Origin of the sequence: Cumulibacter soli, assembly GCF_004382795.1 — a bacterium.
Lineage (GTDB): Bacteria > Actinomycetota > Actinomycetes > Mycobacteriales > Antricoccaceae > Cumulibacter > Cumulibacter soli.
The window spans coordinates 414522-435177 of sequence record NZ_SMSG01000001.1; the positions used below are offsets into that span (position 1 = coordinate 414522).

A 20656-nucleotide genomic window follows, 5' to 3' on the forward strand; every position below is an offset into this window, starting at 1 on the left:
GACACGCCAGCGGTCAGACCCACGCGGCGGATCTCAACCCGCTCCCACCGTGGTCCTCAACTCGCGCTCGCCGCAGCCTTCGTCCGTTTGTGCCGCGGCGGGTCTAATACATAACTGATCGCCAGCAGGAGCGCCATCACCGCACCCGCAGCGGCCCATGCCCACTCAGCTCCCCATGCAGCCAACGAAGGCGCCGCCGCGAAAGCGCCGACGCCCGCCGCCACCGAGCCCGCGGCCTCGGCGAGCCCTTGCGCCGACGCGGTGTCCCGTTTGGGCGCGGCCTCGGCGATCGCTACTTGGCTACCGGGGTTGAGTAGCGCTTCCATGATCCCGTGCAGGATCGAGATGAGGATGATGATCCAGATGACGCCGATCACGCCGTAACTCATCATCGCCGGCGCCGTGATCGCCGCAGCGGACATTGACACGAACCGCGCCCCGTTGCGATCGGTAACACCGCCCGCCCAACGCGCCACTACCAGCATCGGCAGGGCGAACAGGGTCATCGAGATAGTGATGAGCATCGTCGAGGCGCCCAGCTCATCGAAGAACACCGCCCACATCGGCTCAAAGGCGCCAACCGAGTACCTGAACGCCATCACCACAAGTAGCGCGGCGATCATGGTGCGGCTACGCAACAACCTACGTAGCACTCCCGAACGCGGCTGTTCCGATTCTTCCTCACCGAGAGGTTCATCGACCCTCAGGCCGCGCAGCGACGTGGCGCTGAGGGCGACGACGAGACCGAGAACGACGAACGGCAGCCGCACGTCGGCGATCGTGGTCAGCAGTCCCGCCAGCGGCGGGCCGAACACAAACCCGGACAGGTAAGCGGCGTAGAACGTGCCAAGCCTGCGGCCCAGATCCACTCCGGCGGTGACCACAATCGCGCGTCTCGCCGCGGGGACGACGATGCCGACCGAGGCACCGAGCATGGCTCGCGCGACGATGAACTGCCATAGTTCGGTCGCGGCCGCGAACCACAGCAACCCAACTACGGACAGTCCTAGACCCACGCGAAGCAGCAGCATGCCGTACCCGCGGTCGGCGTACCGCGCGAGCGTCAACTGCACGCATAGTGCCGCGAGGAACGCCGTCCCGGCGATCCAGCCCAAACTTCCCGGGCCAAGCGCATAGCGATGCTCCAACTCCGCGAGCAGCGCGAAGACCGAGCTGACGCCGGCCATCATCGCAGCGGCGGCGAAGTAGAGGCCTCTCACCTACTCACCCCTCTGGTACGCCCGTGGAGCTCGCGACTATCGGCACCGGCGGCGTTCTGGGCCGCCACGGCGCACAACGCCACGCCGAATCAGCGGCACGTTTAGCGGCCTTTGAACTCCGGATCACGCTTCTGCAGGAACGCTGCGACGCCTTCCTTGAAGTCCTCGGTTCCTAACAACGGCAGCAGTTGGAGGTACACGTGGTGCACGTTCTGCTCAAACGTTTCAGTCTCGGCGGCACGCATCATTCGTTTGATTGCGCGCACCGCGAGCGGAGCGTTCGCGGCGATCTCAGCGGCGATACCGCCGGCGAACTCAGCCAGCTCACCGGCGGGTACGACGTGGTTGACGATCCCTAACTCGAGCGCCTCGGCAGCGGTCAGCGTCTTTCCCCGGAATGCAATCTCGGCAGCCTTCGCGTAGCCGATCATCCGCGGGAGCAGCCAGGTACCGCCGCTCTCCGGCAAGATCCCCCGCTTGGCGAACCCGGTGTTGAGTTTCGCCGAGTCGGCGGCGATCCTGAAGTCGCAGCCAAGGGCGAGGTCTAGGCCGTATCCGGCCGCACCGCCATTAACGACCGCGATAGTGGGTGTGTCCACGTTGTGCAGCACGTTCGGCGGAGCGGTACGCATCTCCAACTCGCCCGGAGCACCCGAGCCCGTACTCAGATTTCCGAGACCGCCTGATTCGGTCTTCGATTGGGCCTGCAGATCAAGACCCGCACAGAACGCGCGCCCGGACCCGGTCAGCACGATGCAGCGCGCCTGCGCATCGCGATCGGCCTCGATGAGACGTTCGGAAATCGCGGCGAGCATCGTGCCCGAGATCGTGTTCATTCGTTCGGGAGCGTTCAACGTAATCGTCGCGACGCCATCGGCTACCTGGTAAAGCACTTCATCCGTCATGCGCTCACCCTAGCTATGGCCCGCGAGCAGAATTCGATCGACCGTTACATTCTGACCTCGCCGCAGCTTGACTCGATAGTGTGATCGGCGGCACGTTCACTTCCACCGAGCGAGAGGCACGTCTTCATGGCACAGGTCAGCGGCACGTACGACCCGAAATTTCAGAGCGTCGCGGACACGCTCTCCGGACTCATCGACTCCGGGCAGGACGTCGGCGCCTCGGTCGCCATCGTGATCGAGGGCAAACCGATTGTCGATATCTGGGCCGGCTGGATGGATCAGGAAAAGACCCGGCCGTGGGAAAGGGACACGATCACCAACGTGTGGTCGACCACGAAGACCGTCTCGGCCCTCGCCGGTCTGATGCTCATCGATCGCGGTCTCATCCATGAAGACGATCCGGTCGCCAAGCACTGGCCTGAGTTCGCTGCCAACGGTAAAGAGAACGTCACCATCGGACACGTCCTGTCCCACACCAGCGGCGTACCGGTATGGGAGAAGCCCATCACGCTCGAGGAGGTGTACGACTGGACGACCGCCACCGAAAAGTTGGCCGGCCAAGCGCCATGGTGGGAGCCGGGTACCGCCTCGGGTTACCAGGCGATGAACTACGGCCATTTCATCGGTGAGGTCGTGCGGCGGGTCACCGGAAAGCCATTAGCCCAATTCGTCGCCGAGGAAATCTCCGGCCCGTTGAATGCCGACTTCCAGATTGGCGCTGCACGGGCAGACTACGACCGGATCTCCCCGGTCATCTCTCCTCCGCCACCGGAGCCCGTCCCTGGCCTCGACCCGAACAGTGTGATGGCTCGCGCGGCAGGCAGTCCGCTGATCAAAGCCGGATATTCAAAGGGGGACGCCTGGCGCGGGGCCGACATCAGCGCCGCGAATGGGCATACCAATGCCCGCGGAATCGCACGCGTGCAATCGGTCGTCTCCAACGGCGGCGAGGTCGATGGGGTCCGGTTGCTATCGCCCGACACGATCTCGCGGATCTTCCGCGAATACTCCAACGGCGACGATCTAGTCCTCGGACGTTGGGTGCGGTTCGGTCTCGGCTATGCACTACAGTCCAGCGACATTCCCTATATACCTCAGGAAGGCGTCGCATTCTGGGGCGGATGGGGCGGATCTCTCGTGGTCAACGATATCGATCGCAAGAGCACTATCTCCTTCATGATGAACAAGATGAACGCCGGAACGCTAGGCAATCCCTCCTCGCAAGCGATCTTCGAGGCGGCGTACGACGCACTTAGCTAACAGCCCCAGTCACCCGCGTCCACTCCGATCTGGAGTGGACGCGGGCTTTGGTTATATCTCGAATCGGGGAATCCAGCGCTGCCCGATTACCCGCCTGTGCACAACTTCGCGGTTATCCACAGAGCCCGCTCGACCCGCTGGCGCCAGACACGCCTCAGGCCTAGTTTCGCTGCACCAAACGAAACCAGCACTCAGGCGGTCCGATGCGAATTCTTCGATCCATTCTCACCCTTGCCGCGGCATGCGCTTGTGCGCTGCTCCCCACGGCAGCATTCGCCGAGCCCAACGATGATCCCCCAACGTTCATCGCCGGCGACATCGAAGCCGAGGGGCTGCAACTGAAGCTGCCGGGCCAACCCGCCTTCGGCACGTTCACCTACGCCGCAACGTCCGCGGACGGAGAGCACATCACCGGATACTGCATCGATCTCGATGCGAACTATCACCCCGGCGCCGCCCTCACCGAGTCCGACTGGTCCACACCGTCGGCGATTACGCAGCACGCAGACAAGATCAACTGGCTACTGCATCAAAGCTATCCATTCGTCCCGCTCGCGCAGATCTGGCCGGGCGCCGGATTCAACAACGGGCTCTCGGAAGCTGAGGCAGTGACAGCGACGCAGGCGGCCGTGTGGCACTACTCGAACGGGCTCGACCTCACCGAAGCGCACATCGTCGGCACGGCGACCGAACGCCAAGACGTGCTGGCGCTCTACGGGCACCTCACGGGTCCAGCGAACACCGGCCAACCACAGATACCAACCGGCACACTGTCGCTCACCGCTGATGGCACCGGCGGTGTTTCCGGCACCTTGATCGGGCCGGTCACCCTCGATGCGTCAGAACCGACCACGCTCACCCTCGACGGTCCGCCCGGCGGCGTAGAACTTGTCGATGCCGACGGCGCACCGCTGGACACCGAGACGATGGCGACCGATTTCTACCTCGATGTCCCGCTCGACACCCCTGCCGGGTCGGTGATGGTCACCGCCAGCGCAACCACACACGCGCAGACCAGCAGGCTATTCATGCCGACCGGCGCGCAGCCGGCTACCCAACCGCTCGTGGCCGCATCACTGACCAGTTATCCCATGCATGCCACGATCACGATTCCGTGGACGCCAGCGCCCGCATTGATCACCAGCGCGACCGACGCGGAGGACGGAGACCAGCGGGTGCGCCCGGGAGGAACGGTGCACGATCAGGTTGCATACAGCGATTTTGTCCCAGGCACCGAATACACCCTGGTCGGCGAACTCATCGACGTCGACACCGGTGAATCGACCGGCGCCAGCGGATCAACTACGTTCACGCCGACATCAGAGGCTGGTTCGACGCAGGTCACGATCCCGGTACCGCACGATGCCGTCCCGGGCACACAGTTGGTCGTGTTCGAGCGGGCATACGACGCCGAAGGCAACCTGGTCGCCGAACATACCGACATCGCAGCCGTCTCCCAAACGGTCACGATTGACACTCCGCTGCCTGTACCGCCCCCGGACTCTCCGGCGCCCGTCACGCCCGAGTCCGTCACACCTGAGCCCGTCACACCGGAGCCAGTCACACCGGAGCCAGTCGCGCCGCAACCGGACACCGGCGAGCAAGTCACACCCGAGCCAGTCCTACCTGAACCGGCCGCGGTGATCGAACACGGCACGGATACGGCTGTCGAGATGAGCGCCGAGGAAGATCAACTCGCCGAGACCGGCACAAGCCTCGGCCCCTGGATCCTGCTATCGGGCACCGCGCTGCTGGTAGGTGCCGGCACGATGGTGCTGGCCCGGCGCGCCCGATGATGACGACGCGCGCGGTCATGCGGCACAGTGGAAGGCTCACCGAAGAACCGAGGAGCCGCCATGACCGACGCACCCGAGACCGCCTTCACGCCGGAGGCGCATCGATTCGCAGAATCGAGTTATTTCGAGGATCTATCCCTCGGCCAGCGATTCTACATACCCTCGCGCACGCAGACCCCGGCGTTATTCAGCGCCTTTCAACTCGCCAGCGGCGACAATCATCCGATCCACTACGACCGCCCGTACTGCCAGGCGCGCGGTCACCGTGACATGCTCGCGCACGGACTGCAGGTCGCGATCCAGGCAGCGGCAGGCGCTGGCGTGTTCCCGCATGTCCTAGGCGACTCATTGATCGCATTCATCGAGCAGTCCTCGAAATTCCGCGCACCGGTGTACGCCGAAGACACCCTGTACCCGATGTTGGAAATCACCGCGTTGGAGCCCGGACGTACGACCGGCGTAGTGGTTGTTGCGGTCACCATCCACAACCAAGACGGCGTCCTAGTCATGGATGGTGAGCACAAGTACCTCGTGCGCCGTCGGCCCGACGCAGCTGCCGGCGACTAGACCTCCAACATCGCGCCGGTCTTGGCGTCGTGTCGTCGCAACGCCCTCGTCAGGGGGAGCACGATGACCACGGCGACTGCCGACAGCACGCCCACCACGGCCATCCCGCTCAACGGTGATCCGGTCACGCCTTCGGAGATGCCGAACAGGTACGGGCCGACAAACCCCCCGACGAGTCCGATCGTGTTCACCAGCGCCAGACCCGCGGCGGCCTGCGCGCCGAGCACGCGCCCCATCGCCAACGACCAGTACAACGGCTGCACGCCGGTGATACAGAACCCCATGACGACCAGCAGGATCATCTGGATGACCGCGTTATCGATGGTCAAGAAGGGGACGGTGAGCACCGCCAGCACAACGGTGAGCACCACGATGATCGCTGCAGGGCGGTTGATCCGGGTGTTGATCCGCGGTACGACGATCGCGCCGACGAACGACCCGATGTATGCCACGGCGGAGACAAGGCCGATCACAAACGACCCGTCGACGCCCATTGACTCGACGATCGACGGCACGAAGAACACCACGCCGTACGTGACGATTTGGTTGATGAAGTAGATCGCCGCAATAAGCAGCAGGAAAGGCTGCCTGCTCACGGTGCGCAGGATCATGCCGACGCTCTCGCCCGACCCATCGTCCGGTGGGGCGACCCGCGCCAACACGATCGCCTTTTCCTCCTCGTCCAGGAACCGGGCATCACGCGGTCCGTTCGGTAGCCGGAACAGGATGTAGATGCCGATGAGCACCGGCGGGATGCCCTCGATCAGGAACATCCATTGCCAGCCGTGTAGACCCCCAGCGCCGTCGAGCAGCATCAGTCCACCGCCGATGGGGTTTGCGATCATCAACGCGGCGACCGCCGCGAGCAGGACGATGCCCACCGCCTTCGCGCGATCCTTCTGTGCGAACCAAACAGTGATCAGGTACATGATCCCGGGGAACAGACCCGCTTCGGCCGCACCAAGCAGCATCCGCAGCACATAGAAAGAAACCGGGCCGCTGACGAACATCATCGCTGACGAAATCAGTCCCCAAGTGATCGCGATCCGCGCGATCCACACTCGCGCGCCAATCTTGTGCAGCATGAGGTTGCTAGGGACTTCCAGCAGCGCATAGGTGATGAAAAACAGTCCGGCGCCCAGACCGTATGCGGTCGCGCTGAGGCCGACGTCTACTTCCATCCGCTCTTTCGCCAGACCCACGTTGGTCCGATCGACGAACGCCATGAAGTAGGCGAAGAGCAGGATCGGCATCAGGTACCGGAAGATCTTCCTGGTGGCCTGTCGGTGCTTGGCGTCGTACTTCGCGTCCGTGTACTGCTCACCGGCCACGTCAGCAGGCACGCTCACCGACGACGTCTGCCTGGACCTTGGTGCCGCATCGCATGGCGGGCCGCTTGCAGGTATTGATTCGCCGGACTCCACGTTCGGTTGTGCGTCGCGCATTCGTCAGCGCCCCTTTCGGACGAGCTTCGGTAGGCACCGTCCTTCCGTCGTGCGTGGGAGCCTAGCCAGCAGCCCGATCTGGTCGTGTGACCACGAACACAACCGCGGCAGCGTGTCTGAGCAGCCACGATCAGACGGCGGCTCCTGAGCAGAATCTGGGACAATGAACCCAACCCCGCGATGAGCGAACACGAGGTGTGTCCAGCCCTCCGCGGTGCTAGCAGGAGGAGCGGCGACAGGTATGCCAGGAACGACCGACCCAACAGTGAGCATCATCGGCACGAAGACCCGTCGCTCGTTCATGGTTGGCACCACCGCGCTCGCGGCAACGGCGGCACTTGCCGCATGCACCCAGCAGGGCGGCGGACCCAAACGCGATGAGCTCAAACCAGGCGAGCTGATCGGCAATCTCGATCAGGTCGCCCTCGGTAACGGGAAGGTATTTCCGGAGGCCAGCGTCGTCGTCACCCAACCCAGTGAGGGCGAGTACGTGGCGCTATCGGCGATCTGCACGCATCAGTCCTGCACGTTGCGCGAGGTCAATAGCGGCGAAATCTACTGCGGATGCCACGGATCAAAGTTCGACCTGCAAGGCAAGGTTCTGCAAGGTCCCGCGACCGAGGATCTGCCTTCGGCCGAGATCGAAATCAAGGACGGAAAGATCTACGCCGCCTGACCCCCCAGCGCCCGCGAGAGCGCGTCCCGCAACGGCGCGCCCTGCGTCAGCCGTCATCCTCGATGCGGACCTCGGCGGCATTCTTGTCCGGCCGCCAGCCCTTCCACACCGCGTGCCGCAACCGCCGTGAATCGGTCCAGTGCGCATAATCCACTTCGCCGACATAGACCGGATCGACCCACCGCACACCCTCAGAATCAGCGAGCGGTACGCCGTCGACCTGCGGCCGCGGCACCTCGATCTCACCGAGCCTGGCTAGCGCGTCGACCAGTGCGCGATCCGTAAAGCCGCTACCTACTTTGCCGACATAGGTCAGTTCCCCCTCGATCGGAACTGCCAGCAGCAAGGACCCCACCGTTGCCTTGCGGTTACCGCGACCGGGTAGCCACCCGATAACAACGACCTCCTGGCTACGGACGTGCTTGATTTTCACCCAGGAAATTGACCGCTCTCCGGGGAGGTACTTGCTCTCCACTCGCTTCGCGACGATTCCCTCCAGTTGCAACGACCGACTGGTAGCCAACGCGTCTTCGATCGAGCCGCCCAACACGGGCGGAACGTGCACCGCAGGCGTATCAGTGATCACCGCTTCGAGCGCCGCGCGTCGCTGCGTGTAGGGATGATTCAGCGTCGACACCCCATCGATTTCCAGCAGGTCGAACAACATCAGTTGTAGCGTCCCGGCGCCGTCCTGCAGCAGGTCGAACCGCGGTCGCCCGCGCTCATCTACCGCGACGATCTCGCCGTCCAGCACGCATGACTCAACGCCAATCGCCGATGTTGCAGCCTGAAGCTCGGCGAATTTGTCAGTCAGATCGATACCGTTGCGGCTCGTCAGGGTAATTTTCCCGTCGCGTAGCCGCACCACGGCACGATATCCGTCCCACTTGACCTCATAGGCCCAATCCTCCCCGCGCACCTGTGCGGGGGTCCCGGTCCGCGCCTGCATCGGACGCAGTTCACCGGATGAAGCCGCCGCGCGTGTACCAAACCACCGCGGGCGCTGCGCGGTCGTGCGGACATTCTCGGGCGACGGCGCCAATTCCAGCATCGGGTCACCATCAGAGTCGAGCCGTTCGATCACCTCGTACAGTTCCAGTTGCCGCAGACCGGGAACGATCTCCTCCCACCGCCGCGGGCACGCGACCTGCGGGCGCTGAGTTCCACGTAGCGAGTACGGCGCGACGGTCGTCTTTGCCGCGTTGTTCTGTGACCAGTCCAGCAGCACCTTTCCACCGCGAAGGGATTTCTTCATATCGCTGACAATCAGCTTGGGGTGGTCTGCCTCCAGAGCTAACGCCAACGTGTGCGCGAAGGAGGACGCCTGCTCGGAGGTCTGCGCCCCATCGAGTTGCGCGTACAAATGGATCCCCTTACTTCCCGAGGTCACCGGAACGCTGGGCAGTCCGACTTCATCAAGGATCGCCCGGCACAGCAGCGCGACCTCCACGCACGCGTCCAGGTCAGCCCCGGGCCCCGGATCGAGGTCCAGCACCAGCCGGTCCGGATTTGCTGGTACCCAGCCGGATTCCGGCCCAGCGCCCGCACCGGACCGAGGCTCGGCGCCGACACCGGATCCAGACTCAGGGCCGGCGCCGGATTCTGAATCGACGAAGGACCACTGCGGCACGTGCAGTTCCAACGCACCCATCTGGGCGCACCACACGACGGTTGATGCATCGTTGAGCAGCGGGTAGGTGACGCCGCGGTCCGAATGCTGCATTTCCACCCGTTGCACCCACTTGGGAACGCCACTGCCGAGATTCTTTTCGAAGAACACCTTGCCCGGCGTAGCGTGCGTCCCTACTCCGTCGACGTAGCGCTTGCGCGTGGCCGGACGCATCCGTGCGTGCCGCACGAGATGGGGCGCTACCGCGGCGTAGTACGACAGCACCTCCTGCTTCGTCGTGCCGGCCAGCGGGTACATGACCTTGTGCAAGCTGGTCAGGCGCAGGGTCCGTCCGTCGATCACGGTTGCTGCGGGATCACTGTTGCTGGCCATAACATCAAGTCTGACGGCAAAATGTGTCGAACGGTGCGCCAATCAGGAAGTGAGCGGACTCATGAGGTCGATCTGGAAGGGCGCGATCGCGTTCGGACTGGTCAATGTGCCAGTCAAGTTGTACTCGGCGACGCAGAGTCACGATGCGCCGCTTCATCAGGTGCACGACGAGGACGGCGGGCGGATCCGCTACCAGCGGCGCTGCGAGCGCTGCGGCGAGATCGTCGAGTACCGCAATATCGCCAAGGCGTTCGTGGACGGCGACTCGACGATCATGCTGACCGACGAGGACCTCTCGACGCTGCCATCGGAGAAAAGCCACGAGATCGAGGTTGTCGAGTTCGTGCCGCGCGAGCAGGTACCGCTGGAGCTCTACGCATCGACGTACTACTTGGAACCGGATTCGAAATCGCCCAAGGCATACGTGTTACTGCGTCAGACCCTGCAGGACACCGACCGGATGGCGATCGTGAAGTTCGCGATGCGCCAACGCACCCGCCTCGCTGCCTTGCGCGTCAGTGGCGACGTGCTCGTGATGCAGACCTTGCTGTGGCCAGACGAGGTGCGCGAGCCAGCTTTCGACGTGCTCGACACCGAGATCAAGGTCAGTGACCTCGAACTACAAATGGCCGCGCAGTTGGTGGAGTCACTGGCAACCGACTTCGAGCCGGACAATTTCACCGACGAGTACCAGGAACAGCTACAGCAGCTGATCCAGGCCAAGATCGAGCAGGGCGACACGTTCGATACGGAGGCGACGTTCGGCGAGCAACCCGCCGCCGAGGGCGAGGTCATCGACCTGATGGAGGCGCTACGCCGCTCCATCGACTCCAAGCGCGCCGCGGCCCAGGCCGACCCCCAACAGAACGTTGGCTCGTAACTTCCGGTTGGCGCGGTTCGCCTAGACGGACGCCTCCACGCTGCACCTACCCGCCTCAGCGGTGAGGTTCAACATGCTCAGATGCGCGTGCACTAAGGCGTCGCCGTACTGCTGCTCGCTCTGCTCATCGGCGCCGGACAGCTGCGCGAACCGCATCGAGGCGCCGGTAACCAGTTCGGCGATCATCCGCGGCGGCAGGTGCGGCATGGCCAGGCCGGCTTCCACCAGCGAGACCATGAACTTCTCGTGCCGACGGTTCGTACGCCGATGAATCTGGTCCAGCAGTCGCTCGTACGCCGGATCACCCAGTGCCTGATGCTCGATCACCACGAGGACGCCGTAGTGCCGCACGAACTCACGTAGGTACTGCCGCAGGGTGAGTTCGAACGTTTCCGCAGGCGTGTCACCCGCGAGCTCCTGCAGCGACAGGAAGTGATCGCGCACCGCCCCGGCCACGCCGGCCAGGACATCGTCCTTCGAGGAAAAGTACGCGTACACGGTTGGTCGCGTGACTCCCGCGGCCTCGGCGATGTCGGCCATCGTCGTATCGGCGTACCCCTTGCGAGCGAAGACCGCCTCCGCTGCCTGTAGCAACTGCTCATGTCGCGGCGTCATAGTAGGCACGCTCGCAACGCGCGAGTCACGATGTCGCGGGTATCCGCGGGATCGATCACGTCATCGACTTCGAAGGCGGCCGCGAAACTCAGCGCCTTGCCGCGCTCGTACTGCTCAGCGACGAGTTCGTCGTAGCGCACCTTGCGCTCGGCAAGGTCCTCGATCGCTTCCAGTTCCTTACGGAAGCCGAGCCGTACGGCGCCTTCCAGGCCCATACCGCCGAACTCGCCCGTCGGCCACGACACCGAGAGCACCGGGGCGTGGAAGGACCCACCGGCCATCGCCTGTGCACCAAGTCCGTATCCCTTGCGCAGCACCACCATCACGATCGGGGTGCTCAGCCGCGCGCCGGCGACGAAGAATGCCCCAAACTTGCGTACTGTGGCGTGCTTTTCCGACTCCGGCCCCACCATGAATCCGGGCGTGTCGCATAGCGAGATCACCGGCAACTGGTGGTCCTGGCACATCGTCAGGAAGCGGGTGCCCTTTTCGGCCGCGTCGTGATCAATCGCGCCGCCGAGGTGATGCGGATTGTTGGACATGATGCCGACCGAGATTCCATTGATACGGCCGATCGCGGTGACGATTCCGGCTCCGTAGCCACGCCGCAGTTCCAGCATCGACCCTTCATCCAGCAGGGTCTCGAATACTGGGCGGACGTCGTAACTGCGCAGCCGGTTCTCCGGAATCAGGTGTCGCATCTGGCGTTGGTCTGCCGCTGCGACCTCGCTGTCGGTCTTGTTCAGCAGCGAGATCGCGCGGCGCGCCTCGGCGACCGCGCTGACCTCGTCCTCAACGAGCACGTCGACCACGCCGTTCGCGTACTGGATCGACATGGGGCCGACCTCGCCCGGCTCGTAGACGCCCAAACCGCCGCCTTCGATCATCGCCGGACCGCCCATACCGAGGCTGGCTTCCTTGGTCGCGATCACGACGTCCGCGCAACCCACGAGCGCGGCATTGCCGGCGAAGCAGTACCCGGACACGACGCAGACGATCGGGACCTGCCCGACGAGCCCGGCGAGGGTACGGAAGGTCGGCACGACCAACTGCGCGACGTAGGGATGGTCGGTATCTCCGGGACGACCGCCGCCGCCTTCGGCGAACATGACCACCGGCAGACCCTGACGCGCGGCGAGTTCGAGGAAACGGTCGGTCTTGCGATGGTTCTGCATTCCCTGGGTGCCTGCGAGGACCATGTAGTCGTAGGACATCACCGCGACCGGTTTGCCCTCGATAGTGGCGGTACCGACGATGATCCCATCACCCGAGGTGCGTTCAATCAGGTCTTGCAGTGATCGGCGTCGGCGCTGAGCGGCGATAGTGAGCGCGCCGTACTCGACGAATGATCCTTCGTCGACCAGGTCGGCGAGATTCTCCCGCGCGGTACGACGCCCGATGCCGTGTCGCTTGGCGACGGCCTCGGGCCGCCCCTCGTCGAGCCCGTACATGTGGCGATCGATCGATTCCTGCAGGTCGGGGCGGATCTCGTCGAGGTCGAGCTCGACCTCGCGCGCCGAACTTTCCCCGGCGGATTCGGTTTCCTCCAGGTAGACCAGGGGCTGTCCTTCGGCCGCAACGTCCCCGGACTCGATGGCTATCGCGCGCACAATTCCCGCGCGTGGTGCGGTGATGACATGCTGCATCTTCATCGCTTCGAGGACGACCACCTCGTCGCCGGCCGCGACCGCATCGCCTTCGGCGACCCCGATCTCGACGATGACGGCCTGCATAGGCGCGGCGATGGCGATGGCGTCGTCGGGCACGTCGATGGCAGCAGCGCTCTCGACCTGCGCGGCGTCATCGGCACGTCCGCTCACCTCTTTGGAAGCCGCCACGGCAAGCAACTCGGCCAGATGCGCATCGACGTACCCGGTGTCAACACCCGATTCGTGCAATGTGTCATTGCTCAGGATCGCCCGCAGGACGGCGATGTTGCTCTGTACTCCGGCGATGTCGAAAGAGCTCAGCGCGCGGTCGGCGAGCGCGAGCGCACCGGAGATCGTCGGCGCGGTCGTGATGACCTTCGCCAGTAGCGAGTCGTACCGGGGGCTGACGGCGTAACCGACGTAGCCATGGCTATCGACGCGGATACCGCGTCCGGACGGCGGCTGGAAGCGCGTCAGTCGGCCGACGCCGGGATGCACGGTGCCGTCGGCATTGAGGACTTCAGAGTTGACCCTGGACTGGACCGCAAACTTGGTGGTCTTCGGGGATCGGACGACACCAAGATCATCCAGGGTCGCGCCGTCGGCCACCCGCAGGCCCACCTCGACCAGGTCCAGCCCGGTGACCTCTTCGGTAACGGTGTGCTCGACCTGAATCCGTGGATTGACCTCAAGGAAGATGATCTGCTCGGCAGCAGCGAGGAATTCGACGGTCGCCAGACCGACGTAGTTCGTGGTGCCGATGATGTCCTCCGCGGCGGCGTGTAACCGAGCGCGGACGTCATCGCTGACCCACGGCGCCGGGCCGATCTCGATGAGTTTTTGCCGGCGGCGCTGAGCCGAGCAGTCGCGATCACCGACGGCGGCGACGTTGCCGTGCGCGTCGGCGACGACCTGCACCTCGATGTGATGGGCGTCGCGAACCAACTGTTCTACGTACAGATCGCCGTTGCCGAAGGCGGCCTTGGCTTCGGCGGCACAGCGCTCAAATGCCTGTGGCAGATCCTCGACCGACGTCACTGGGGTCATCCCGCGGCCCCCGCCGCCAGCGATGGCTTTGACCATGACCGCGGCATCGTCGCCGAGTGAACGCATCAGGTCCGTGGCCTGCTCGAGGCTGGTCGCGCCCTCGGTGGCCTTCGCGACGGGCACCTGTGCCAACTGTGCTTGTGCCCGGGCGCTGGACTTGTCACCGAAGGTCCGCAACGTCTCGGCGTCCGGCCCGACGAAGGTGATGCCTTCCTCCGCGCAGCGCCGGGCCAGATCGGCGTTCTCGCTGAGGAACCCGAGCCCGGGGTGCAGCGCGTCGCATCGAGCCTCCTTAGCGGCCTCGATAACTGCCTCGACGTCCAGGTACGCCGCAGCGCCCGCACCGGGGATGAGCACCGATTCGGTCGCTCGCTCGACGTGCAATGTGCTCTGGTCGTCGTCGGGGTAAATCGCAACGGTGGTGAGTCCCAACGCTGCCGCGCTGTCGATGATCCGGACCGCGATTTCTCCCCGGTTGGCGACTAGCAACCTGCGCACGACATCAAACCCTCTCGGTTAAACTGGACTGTAAAATCTCACCTCAATTTTTACACGAATGTAAAGAGTGAGACAAGGGCTGCGACCGGCTCGTCCGGCGGGACGAGCACTCGCGCATCACCAACTATCGAAGGAAACAATCTCCTCGACGTTTGGGCGACGGACCGGCTTGAAGTCGGTTCCTTTGGTGTAGGCGACCGGCAACAACGCAACTTGCGTGTAGTCATCGGGAATGTTCAACAGTTCGGCCGCACGCTCGGCCAGGTTCAGGTGCAGCGTGGTGTAGCAAGTGCCGAGTCCACGCGCGCGCAGCGCCAGCATGAAACTCCAGGTTGCCGGCACGATCGAGCCGTACAGCGAGGCGATTCCGGCCAACGGCATCGATTCCGGACGGCCCGCCACGCACGGGATAACCAATGCCGGGGCTTGCCCCATCACATCCCGCAGATAGCGCGCACTGGAGCGCACCCGGTCGGTTTGTGCTTGATCGAAGTCGGCATCGGGTTGTTCGCCGTTGAAATACTCCTCGGAGGAATCCCAATAGATCTGGCCGAGCTCCCGTCGCTTCTGCTCGTCGGTCACCACCACCCAATGCCACCGCATCCGGTTGCTGCCGGTCGGTGACTGCTGCGCGATATCGATGCAGTCCAGCAGCACCTTCCGCTCTACCGGGCGTTCGAGGTCCAGACGCTTGCGCACGGCACGCGTCGTCGTCAGGAGTTTGTCGGTAATCGCGAGATCGAAGGGCGCGTCAGTCGTCATGTATACATAAACACCCGAATGTGACGCGTATGTCAAGTCTCTGAACCGAACGCGTGCGGCTACCAGCGGGTTACCCGCACAACCACGGGCATTCCACGGGAACCCGTCGTCACCTGCCGCGCAGTGACCTAGCCTTGAGGAATGGACGAGGAGGTCACGCACGCTCCGGCGGGGGCGCTCGCAGCGAGCGTTCCGCGGTTCGTCGCGTACCGCTCTGAGGGGCTGACTCCCGGATCACACGTCGGGCTCCCCTCCAGCACCATGACTCTCGTGCTCGCACTCGACGAGGGCCTCGACGTCACGCTTGGCGGCACGCGCGGGACGTACGACGCGATGCTCAGCGGACTGCATACGACGCCGGCGACAATCCGTTACGGCACCGCGCAGGTCGGGATCCAACTCGCCATCGACCCGCTCGCTAGTCGTGGGCTGTTCGGGATGCCGGCGGCGGAACTAGCGCACAGCGTGGTCGACCTCGACGCCGTGTGGGGACGCCTGGGCGAACAGGTGCTGGACGCGGCGGGCTCCGCCGACTCCCTACGCCAGGCGTGTCGTGCGGTCGAATCGAGTATCAGCCTCGCAGGAAATCCCGGCGTACGACGCGAGGTAGCCGGAGCGTGGCAGCTCATCATGAACGCGCGGGGCCAGATCTCTGTCGACGTCATCTCGGAGGCTGTCGGCTGGTCCCGCCGGCACCTGGAGCAAGAATTCCGCCATGAGTTCGGAGTCAGCCCGAAACAGGCGTGCCGACTACGGCGCTTCGAGCGGTCGGTCGAATTGGTGCGGGCGCATCACGATCTCGCTGAATCGGCAGCAATCGCCGGATTCAGCGACCAATCGCATCTGAATCGGGACTGGCGCGCGCTTGCCGGCACCAGCCCGACGAGGTGGCGCCGAAACGAGAATCTCGCATTTATCCAAGACAGCGCCCGTGCGCTGGCGGATAGTCACCTACATGACTGATCACAACATTTGGCCCGGATTTACCTACGACGACCCGATCGCGGCCCGCGCTTGGCTTACCTCGCTTGGCTTCGCCGAGGGAATTCTGGTGCTCCAGGACAGCGACCCCACAATCGTGGAGCACAGCGAGATGTACTGGCCGGAGGGCGGTCGCGTGATGATCAGCAGTCGCTCTCGGGACAGCAAATTCGCAACCGCACCCGGCGCGCAGGGCGTGTACGTCGTCTGCGACGACCCCGATGCCGTCTTCGCTCGAGCGCAGCGCATCGACGCCGAGGTCATTCAGGGACTGACGGACGAAGACTACGGATCGCGCGGATTCTCGGTCCGCGACGTCGAAGGCAACATCTGGAGTTTCGGCACGTACGCCGGCTCCTGACGCGCAACTTCCGCTGCCGGTCGAGTTGGGCAGCTTGGACGGGGTGGGACCGCGCTGAAAACGCAGCCGCAGCAGCGGGATAGCGGCTATAGAGCGCTATCTCAACTCCTGGGCTGCGTTTTCAGCAGGCTCGGTTGCCTGGTTCCGCCGCGGTAGCTATCCGATCCGCAGCGGTAGGGCGCGAGGACCACGGATCTGCCCCACACTCCACTGCGTCTGATCCCCATCCGGCGGCAGCGAGAAGTCCGGGAATCGATTAATGAACTCCTCGATTGCCACCCGCAGTTCCAGCCGAGCCAGGTTGGATCCCAGGCAGCGATGGATTCCCAACCCGAACGCGGAGTGCCGGTTCACCTCGCGGTCGATGATGAACTTGTCGGCGTTCTCGATGAACTCCTCGTCGCGGTTGGCCGCTGGGAATGGCAGCAGGACGAAGTCCTCTTCCTTCATCGGGCATCCGCCGATCTCGACGTCCTTGGCGACGAGGCGCGCCATCGTCACCGGCGCGTACGCACGCAGGAACTCCTCCAGCGCAAAGATCATCACGTCAGGATCCTTACGCAACCGCTCGACGTCGGCCGGGTTCTGCGCCAGGTGCCACAGCGACGCGCCGATCGCGCTCCAGGTCGTGTCGATCCCAGCAATAAGTAGCAACAAGATCGCACCGCGGACTTGCTCATGCGGTAACGGTTGACCGCCGATCTCCGCGTTGATCAGGTACGTCGTGAGGTCGTCGCGGGGGTTCTGGCGGTGGTCTTCGATCTGCGCATCGAGATACTCGTCGAATTCCATCGCAAACGCCCGCTTCTGCTCGGGCGGAGCGTCGATCTCTTCGAGCACGTTATGGATGAAGTAACGGAACTTATCGTCGTCCTCGGGCGGGAAGCCCAGCAACCGCGAGATTACCGCCGGCGGGATGTGTTGGGCGTACTGCGCGGCGGCATCGATGATCGTCTCCCCCGGCTCGATCTCGCCTAGGTCATCGAGCCGCTGCCGACAGACCTCACGGATGTCACCTTCGAGCGGGTTGATCTTGTTCGGCCGGAACTGCGACAGCAGGAGTTTGCGAGCCATCTGATGGAACGGCGGATCGCTGGTGATCGGCGGCGCCTGACCGATGGGGCTCTTCGCTGGATCGATGCGGCCATTGACGACAATCACCTGGCGGCTGGTGAAGTTCTCGGTGTCGTAAGCGATCGCCCGGACGTCCTCGTGCTTGGTCGGCAGCCACGTGCCGCCGTACCGCTCGGTGTGCGCGATCGGGCACTTCGACCGCAACTCGTCCCAGATTTCGTGCGCGTTCCGGTTGTACTCGGGATCCGCGTGGTCGAAGTCGGTGGCCCAGTCCGCAACCGGAACCCCGTGGCTCGAGGGATACAGCTTGTACACGTCGTCGGGTAATTCGTGTCCGTCGGCGGCGTAGATCGGTTCGCCACGGGGCGCTGGTCCTTGGTTCTGCACGGGGTCAGCGGACATCTCAGTCATCCTCCAGGGTGAGCGCGAACTCCGGGCAGTTGTCGACGGCGAGCTGCGCCTTGTGCAGCAATTCCTCCGGGACGGAGCCGTCCTCCAGGACGACCGCATAACCCTCGTCATCCGCTTCGATCAGCTCGGGCAGCAGCACCATGCACCGGTTGTGGCCCTGACACAGTTCGGAGTTCACTTGCAGTCTCATTACTCGACGGTAACCCGTCGTGAACTTAGTCACAAGTCATCCGACCAAACTCCGCTAGAGATGCCGAAAGGCGCCAACAATGCGTCAGCATCATCGGCGCCTTTTGGAGGCTAGGGAGTTAGCGGCCCTTCCACTGCGGTGCGCGCTTCTCGGCGAAGGCAGTCGCGCCCTCGATTGCGTCTTCCGACTTGAACACCGGGTCGATGACCTCGGCCTGCAGGGCGAGCAGGTCCTTGTCGATCCACTTGATGGAGCGCGAGACCAGTTCCTTGGACGCCTTGACCGCGAGCGGGCCGTTGGCCGCAATGCGCTTCGCGAGCTCGAGCGCGCCCTCAAGCGCCTTACCGTCCTCGGTCACGCGGGTAACAACGCCGAGCTCCTGGGCGCGCTCGGCGTCCAGGAAGTCACCGGTGAGCGCGAGCTCCATGGCGGCGCCGTACGGCATGGTCTTAGCGAGCTTGAGCACGCCACCGCCGGCAGCGACGAGGCCACGCTTGACCTCCGGGATGCCGAGCTTGGCGGTCTTGGCAGCGACGATGATGTCGGTGGCGAGCGCGAGCTCGCAGCCGCCGGCCAGGGCGTAGCCTTCGACAGCCGCGATCAGTGGCTTGTCGACGACGTGCTCGGACAGACCACAGAACCCACGACCCGGGATGGACGGACGCTCGCCGCGCGTGAACGCCTTGAGGTCCATACCCGAGCAGAAGGTGCCACCGGCTCCGGTGACCACGATCGCGACGACAGCGTCGTCGGCCTCGAAGGCGTCGACCGCGGCAGCGACGCCCTGGGCGACGGCGAGGTTGACGGCGTTCTTAGCCTCCGGGCGGTTGATCGTGACGATACCGACGCCGTCGGTGATCTCGGTCTTCACAACATCACTCATGTGCGCTCCTGATGTGGTTAGCAGAACAAAGTTTCGCCCCTGACTCTAACCGCACCGGGCGAACCTGACCAGCGTGTCAGGTTCGCCCGACGCATCACAGGGCGGGCGACCGCGTGAGAAGAGGACGGGCGACCCGACGGGACCCCGGAGTCGACGGGAAGGCTGGCGGGACGACGGGGCGGGAGTGCAGGGACAACAGGCAGGGACATCGAACACCGAGGCACCGGACGCCGAGACGCCGAGACGCCGAGACGCCGAGACGCCGAGACGCCGAGACGGGCATAGTGTGTGCGCGTGGAGTTCACCGGATTCTCCGAGCGCGCGCTCGATTTCTACGAAGACCTCGAGATCGACAACACCAAGTCGTTCTGGGACGCACACAAACACGTCTGGCAGGACGACGTACGGGCCCCGATGGCCGCGCTGACCGGCGCCCTCGCCGCAGAGTTCGGTGCGGCCAAACTGTTCCGCCCACATCGTGACGTCCGGTTCTCGAAGGACAAGACGCCGTACAAGATTCATCAGGGCGCTTTCGTCGGCACTGCCCCGGCCACCGGTTGGTACGTCGAACTGTCCGCTGCTGGACTGCGAGTCGGCGGCGGTTGCTACCACGCCGATGCCGCTCGCCTCGCCGCTATTCGCGCGGCGATCGATGCCGATAAGACGGGTACGAAACTGGTGAGGATCGTACGGAGGCTGGAGGGTTCCGGGTTCACTGTGTCCGGCGACCGGCTCAAGACCGCGCCGCGGAATTACCCGAAGGACCATCCGCGGATCGAGTTACTACGACACAAGTACTTGTTCTGCGAGTTGCGGTACGGCTTCGACGGGCTCGATTCGCCCGAACTCGTCGAGCGAGTACGCACCGACTGGCGCACCGTCCGCCCACTGGTGCGCTGGCTCGAGGCAATTCGGGCCGACTGACCCAAGACGCCAGCGGCCGAACGCTCAATCTTGGCGTGCGTAGATCAGCGCCGTCGCATACGCCGTGCGCCCCTCACCGCGCCCCTCGACGCCGAGCCCGTCAGTCGTCGCCCCGGCAACCGAAACGGGCGCCCCCACTACCCGGCTCAGCAGATCCTGCGCCTCGTCGCGCCGCGTGCCGAGGCGCGGGGTGTTACATACGACCTGCACCGTCGCGTTGCCAACGTCGTACCCGGCCTCGCGCACCAGCCGTACGCTCTCGGCCAGCAGCGCCACGCCCGACGCCCCGGCCCATTCGGGCCGGTCGGTGCCGAACACTGCCCCGAGGTCGCCGAGTTGAGCAGCGCTCAGCAGTGCGTTGCACAGCGCATGGCAGGCGACGTCGGCATCCGAATGTCCCGCGCACCCGTCCGCGTCGTCCCACCGCAGCCCGGCCAGCCAACACTCGCGGCCGACTTCAATGCCGTGTACGTCGATACCGTTTCCGACCCAAGGGATGAGCATGCGCCC

19 protein-coding genes are annotated in these 20656 nt (G+C 64.4%); 8 read left to right on the plus strand and 11 right to left on the minus strand.

The genetic code is table 11. The annotated features are described in order from the left end of the window. Positions 1–56: 56 nt before the first annotated feature. Positions 57–1220, minus strand: a complete 1164-nt coding sequence (locus E1H16_RS02060; RefSeq protein WP_134322011.1) for an MFS transporter — start codon at positions 1218–1220, stop codon at positions 57–59. Between the two features lie 101 nt (positions 1221–1321). After that, positions 1322–2125: an enoyl-CoA hydratase/isomerase family protein gene (locus tag E1H16_RS02065; protein WP_134322012.1), complete on the minus strand. Its 804-nt coding sequence runs from the start codon at positions 2123–2125 to the stop codon at positions 1322–1324. A 126-nt stretch (positions 2126–2251) separates the two neighbouring features. On the opposite strand from E1H16_RS02065, the gene E1H16_RS02070 reads away from it, so the two are divergent. From E1H16_RS02070 to E1H16_RS02080, 3 genes are all read left to right on the plus strand, one after another. After that, a complete protein-coding gene (locus tag E1H16_RS02070) occupies positions 2252–3385 on the plus strand; it encodes a serine hydrolase domain-containing protein (protein ID WP_134322013.1) in 1134 nt (377 codons plus the stop codon). A 203-nt stretch (positions 3386–3588) separates the two neighbouring features. Further along, positions 3589–5181 carry a VaFE repeat-containing surface-anchored protein gene (locus E1H16_RS02075; protein WP_134322014.1) on the plus strand — a complete coding sequence of 531 codons (1593 nt, stop codon included), beginning with the start codon at positions 3589–3591 and terminating at the stop codon, positions 5179–5181. A gap of 60 nt (positions 5182–5241) precedes the next feature. Beyond that, the gene (locus E1H16_RS02080; protein ID WP_134322015.1) at positions 5242–5748 is read left to right on the plus strand and encodes a MaoC family dehydratase; all 507 of its coding nucleotides are present in this window, start codon (positions 5242–5244) and stop codon (positions 5746–5748) included. Here the strand turns inward: E1H16_RS02080 and E1H16_RS02085 are convergent. Beyond that, a complete protein-coding gene (locus E1H16_RS02085; protein ID WP_208378802.1) occupies positions 5745–7097 on the minus strand; it encodes an MFS transporter in 1353 nt (450 codons plus the stop codon). The genes E1H16_RS02080 and E1H16_RS02085 overlap by 4 nt on opposite strands. Positions 7098–7434: 337 nt before the next feature. On the opposite strand from E1H16_RS02085, the gene E1H16_RS02090 reads away from it, so the two are divergent. Beyond that, positions 7435–7869: a QcrA and Rieske domain-containing protein gene (locus E1H16_RS02090; protein ID WP_134322016.1), complete on the plus strand. Its 435-nt coding sequence runs from the start codon at positions 7435–7437 to the stop codon at positions 7867–7869. Between the two features lie 46 nt (positions 7870–7915). Here the strand turns inward: E1H16_RS02090 and ligD are convergent, their stop codons facing one another. Then, on the minus strand, positions 7916–9871 hold the full coding sequence (gene ligD, locus E1H16_RS02095) for a non-homologous end-joining DNA ligase (RefSeq protein WP_134322017.1): 1956 nt from the start codon (positions 9869–9871) through the stop codon (positions 7916–7918). Positions 9872–9932: 61 nt separating this feature from the next. On the opposite strand from ligD, the gene ku reads away from it, so the two are divergent. After that, positions 9933–10751, plus strand: coding sequence for a non-homologous end joining protein Ku (gene ku, locus E1H16_RS02100; protein ID WP_134322018.1), 819 nt, complete (start codon positions 9933–9935; stop codon positions 10749–10751). Between the two features lie 21 nt (positions 10752–10772). On the opposite strand, the gene E1H16_RS02105 is transcribed toward ku, so the two are convergent. The 3 genes from E1H16_RS02105 to E1H16_RS02115 form a co-directional block, all read right to left on the minus strand. Beyond that, the gene (locus tag E1H16_RS02105; RefSeq protein WP_134322019.1) at positions 10773–11366 is read right to left on the minus strand and encodes a TetR/AcrR family transcriptional regulator; all 594 of its coding nucleotides are present in this window, start codon (positions 11364–11366) and stop codon (positions 10773–10775) included. Then, positions 11363–14560 (minus strand): acetyl-CoA carboxylase family protein, encoded by a 3198-nt coding sequence (locus E1H16_RS02110; RefSeq protein WP_134322020.1) that lies wholly within the window; start codon positions 14558–14560, stop codon positions 11363–11365. The genes E1H16_RS02105 and E1H16_RS02110 overlap by 4 nt, the downstream gene beginning before the upstream one ends. A gap of 117 nt (positions 14561–14677) precedes the next feature. Continuing rightward, positions 14678–15322 carry a nitroreductase family protein gene (locus E1H16_RS02115; protein WP_134322021.1) on the minus strand — a complete coding sequence of 215 codons (645 nt, stop codon included), beginning with the start codon at positions 15320–15322 and terminating at the stop codon, positions 14678–14680. A gap of 141 nt (positions 15323–15463) precedes the next feature. Here E1H16_RS02115 and E1H16_RS02120 point away from each other — a divergent pair, with 141 nt between their 5' ends. Further along, positions 15464–16285 carry an AraC family transcriptional regulator gene (locus tag E1H16_RS02120; RefSeq protein ID WP_134322022.1) on the plus strand — a complete coding sequence of 274 codons (822 nt, stop codon included), beginning with the start codon at positions 15464–15466 and terminating at the stop codon, positions 16283–16285. Continuing rightward, the gene (locus E1H16_RS02125) at positions 16278–16664 is read left to right on the plus strand and encodes a VOC family protein (protein ID WP_134322023.1); all 387 of its coding nucleotides are present in this window, start codon (positions 16278–16280) and stop codon (positions 16662–16664) included. The genes E1H16_RS02120 and E1H16_RS02125 overlap by 8 nt, the downstream gene beginning before the upstream one ends. Positions 16665–16820: 156 nt before the next feature. On the opposite strand, the gene E1H16_RS02130 is transcribed toward E1H16_RS02125, so the two are convergent. The 3 genes from E1H16_RS02130 to E1H16_RS02140 all read right to left on the minus strand — a co-directional run bounded on the left by E1H16_RS02130 (position 16821) and on the right by E1H16_RS02140 (position 19222). Beyond that, positions 16821–18140, minus strand: a complete 1320-nt coding sequence (locus E1H16_RS02130; protein ID WP_134322024.1) for a cytochrome P450 — start codon at positions 18138–18140, stop codon at positions 16821–16823. A gap of 1 nt (position 18141) precedes the next feature. Further along, positions 18142–18339 (minus strand): ferredoxin, encoded by a 198-nt coding sequence (locus tag E1H16_RS02135; protein ID WP_134322025.1) that lies wholly within the window; start codon positions 18337–18339, stop codon positions 18142–18144. Between the two features lie 118 nt (positions 18340–18457). Further along, positions 18458–19222 carry a crotonase/enoyl-CoA hydratase family protein gene (locus tag E1H16_RS02140; RefSeq protein WP_134322026.1) on the minus strand — a complete coding sequence of 255 codons (765 nt, stop codon included), beginning with the start codon at positions 19220–19222 and terminating at the stop codon, positions 18458–18460. Positions 19223–19516: 294 nt separating this feature from the next. Between E1H16_RS02140 and E1H16_RS02145 the strand changes: the two genes are divergently transcribed. Then, a complete protein-coding gene (locus E1H16_RS02145) occupies positions 19517–20146 on the plus strand; it encodes a DUF2461 domain-containing protein (protein ID WP_134322027.1) in 630 nt (209 codons plus the stop codon). A gap of 24 nt (positions 20147–20170) precedes the next feature. On the opposite strand, the gene ispF is transcribed toward E1H16_RS02145, so the two are convergent. After that, entirely contained in the window at positions 20171–20650 is a 480-nt protein-coding gene (gene ispF / locus E1H16_RS02150) for a 2-C-methyl-D-erythritol 2,4-cyclodiphosphate synthase (protein ID WP_134322028.1), read from the minus strand. Between the last annotated feature and the right edge of the window lie 6 nt (positions 20651–20656).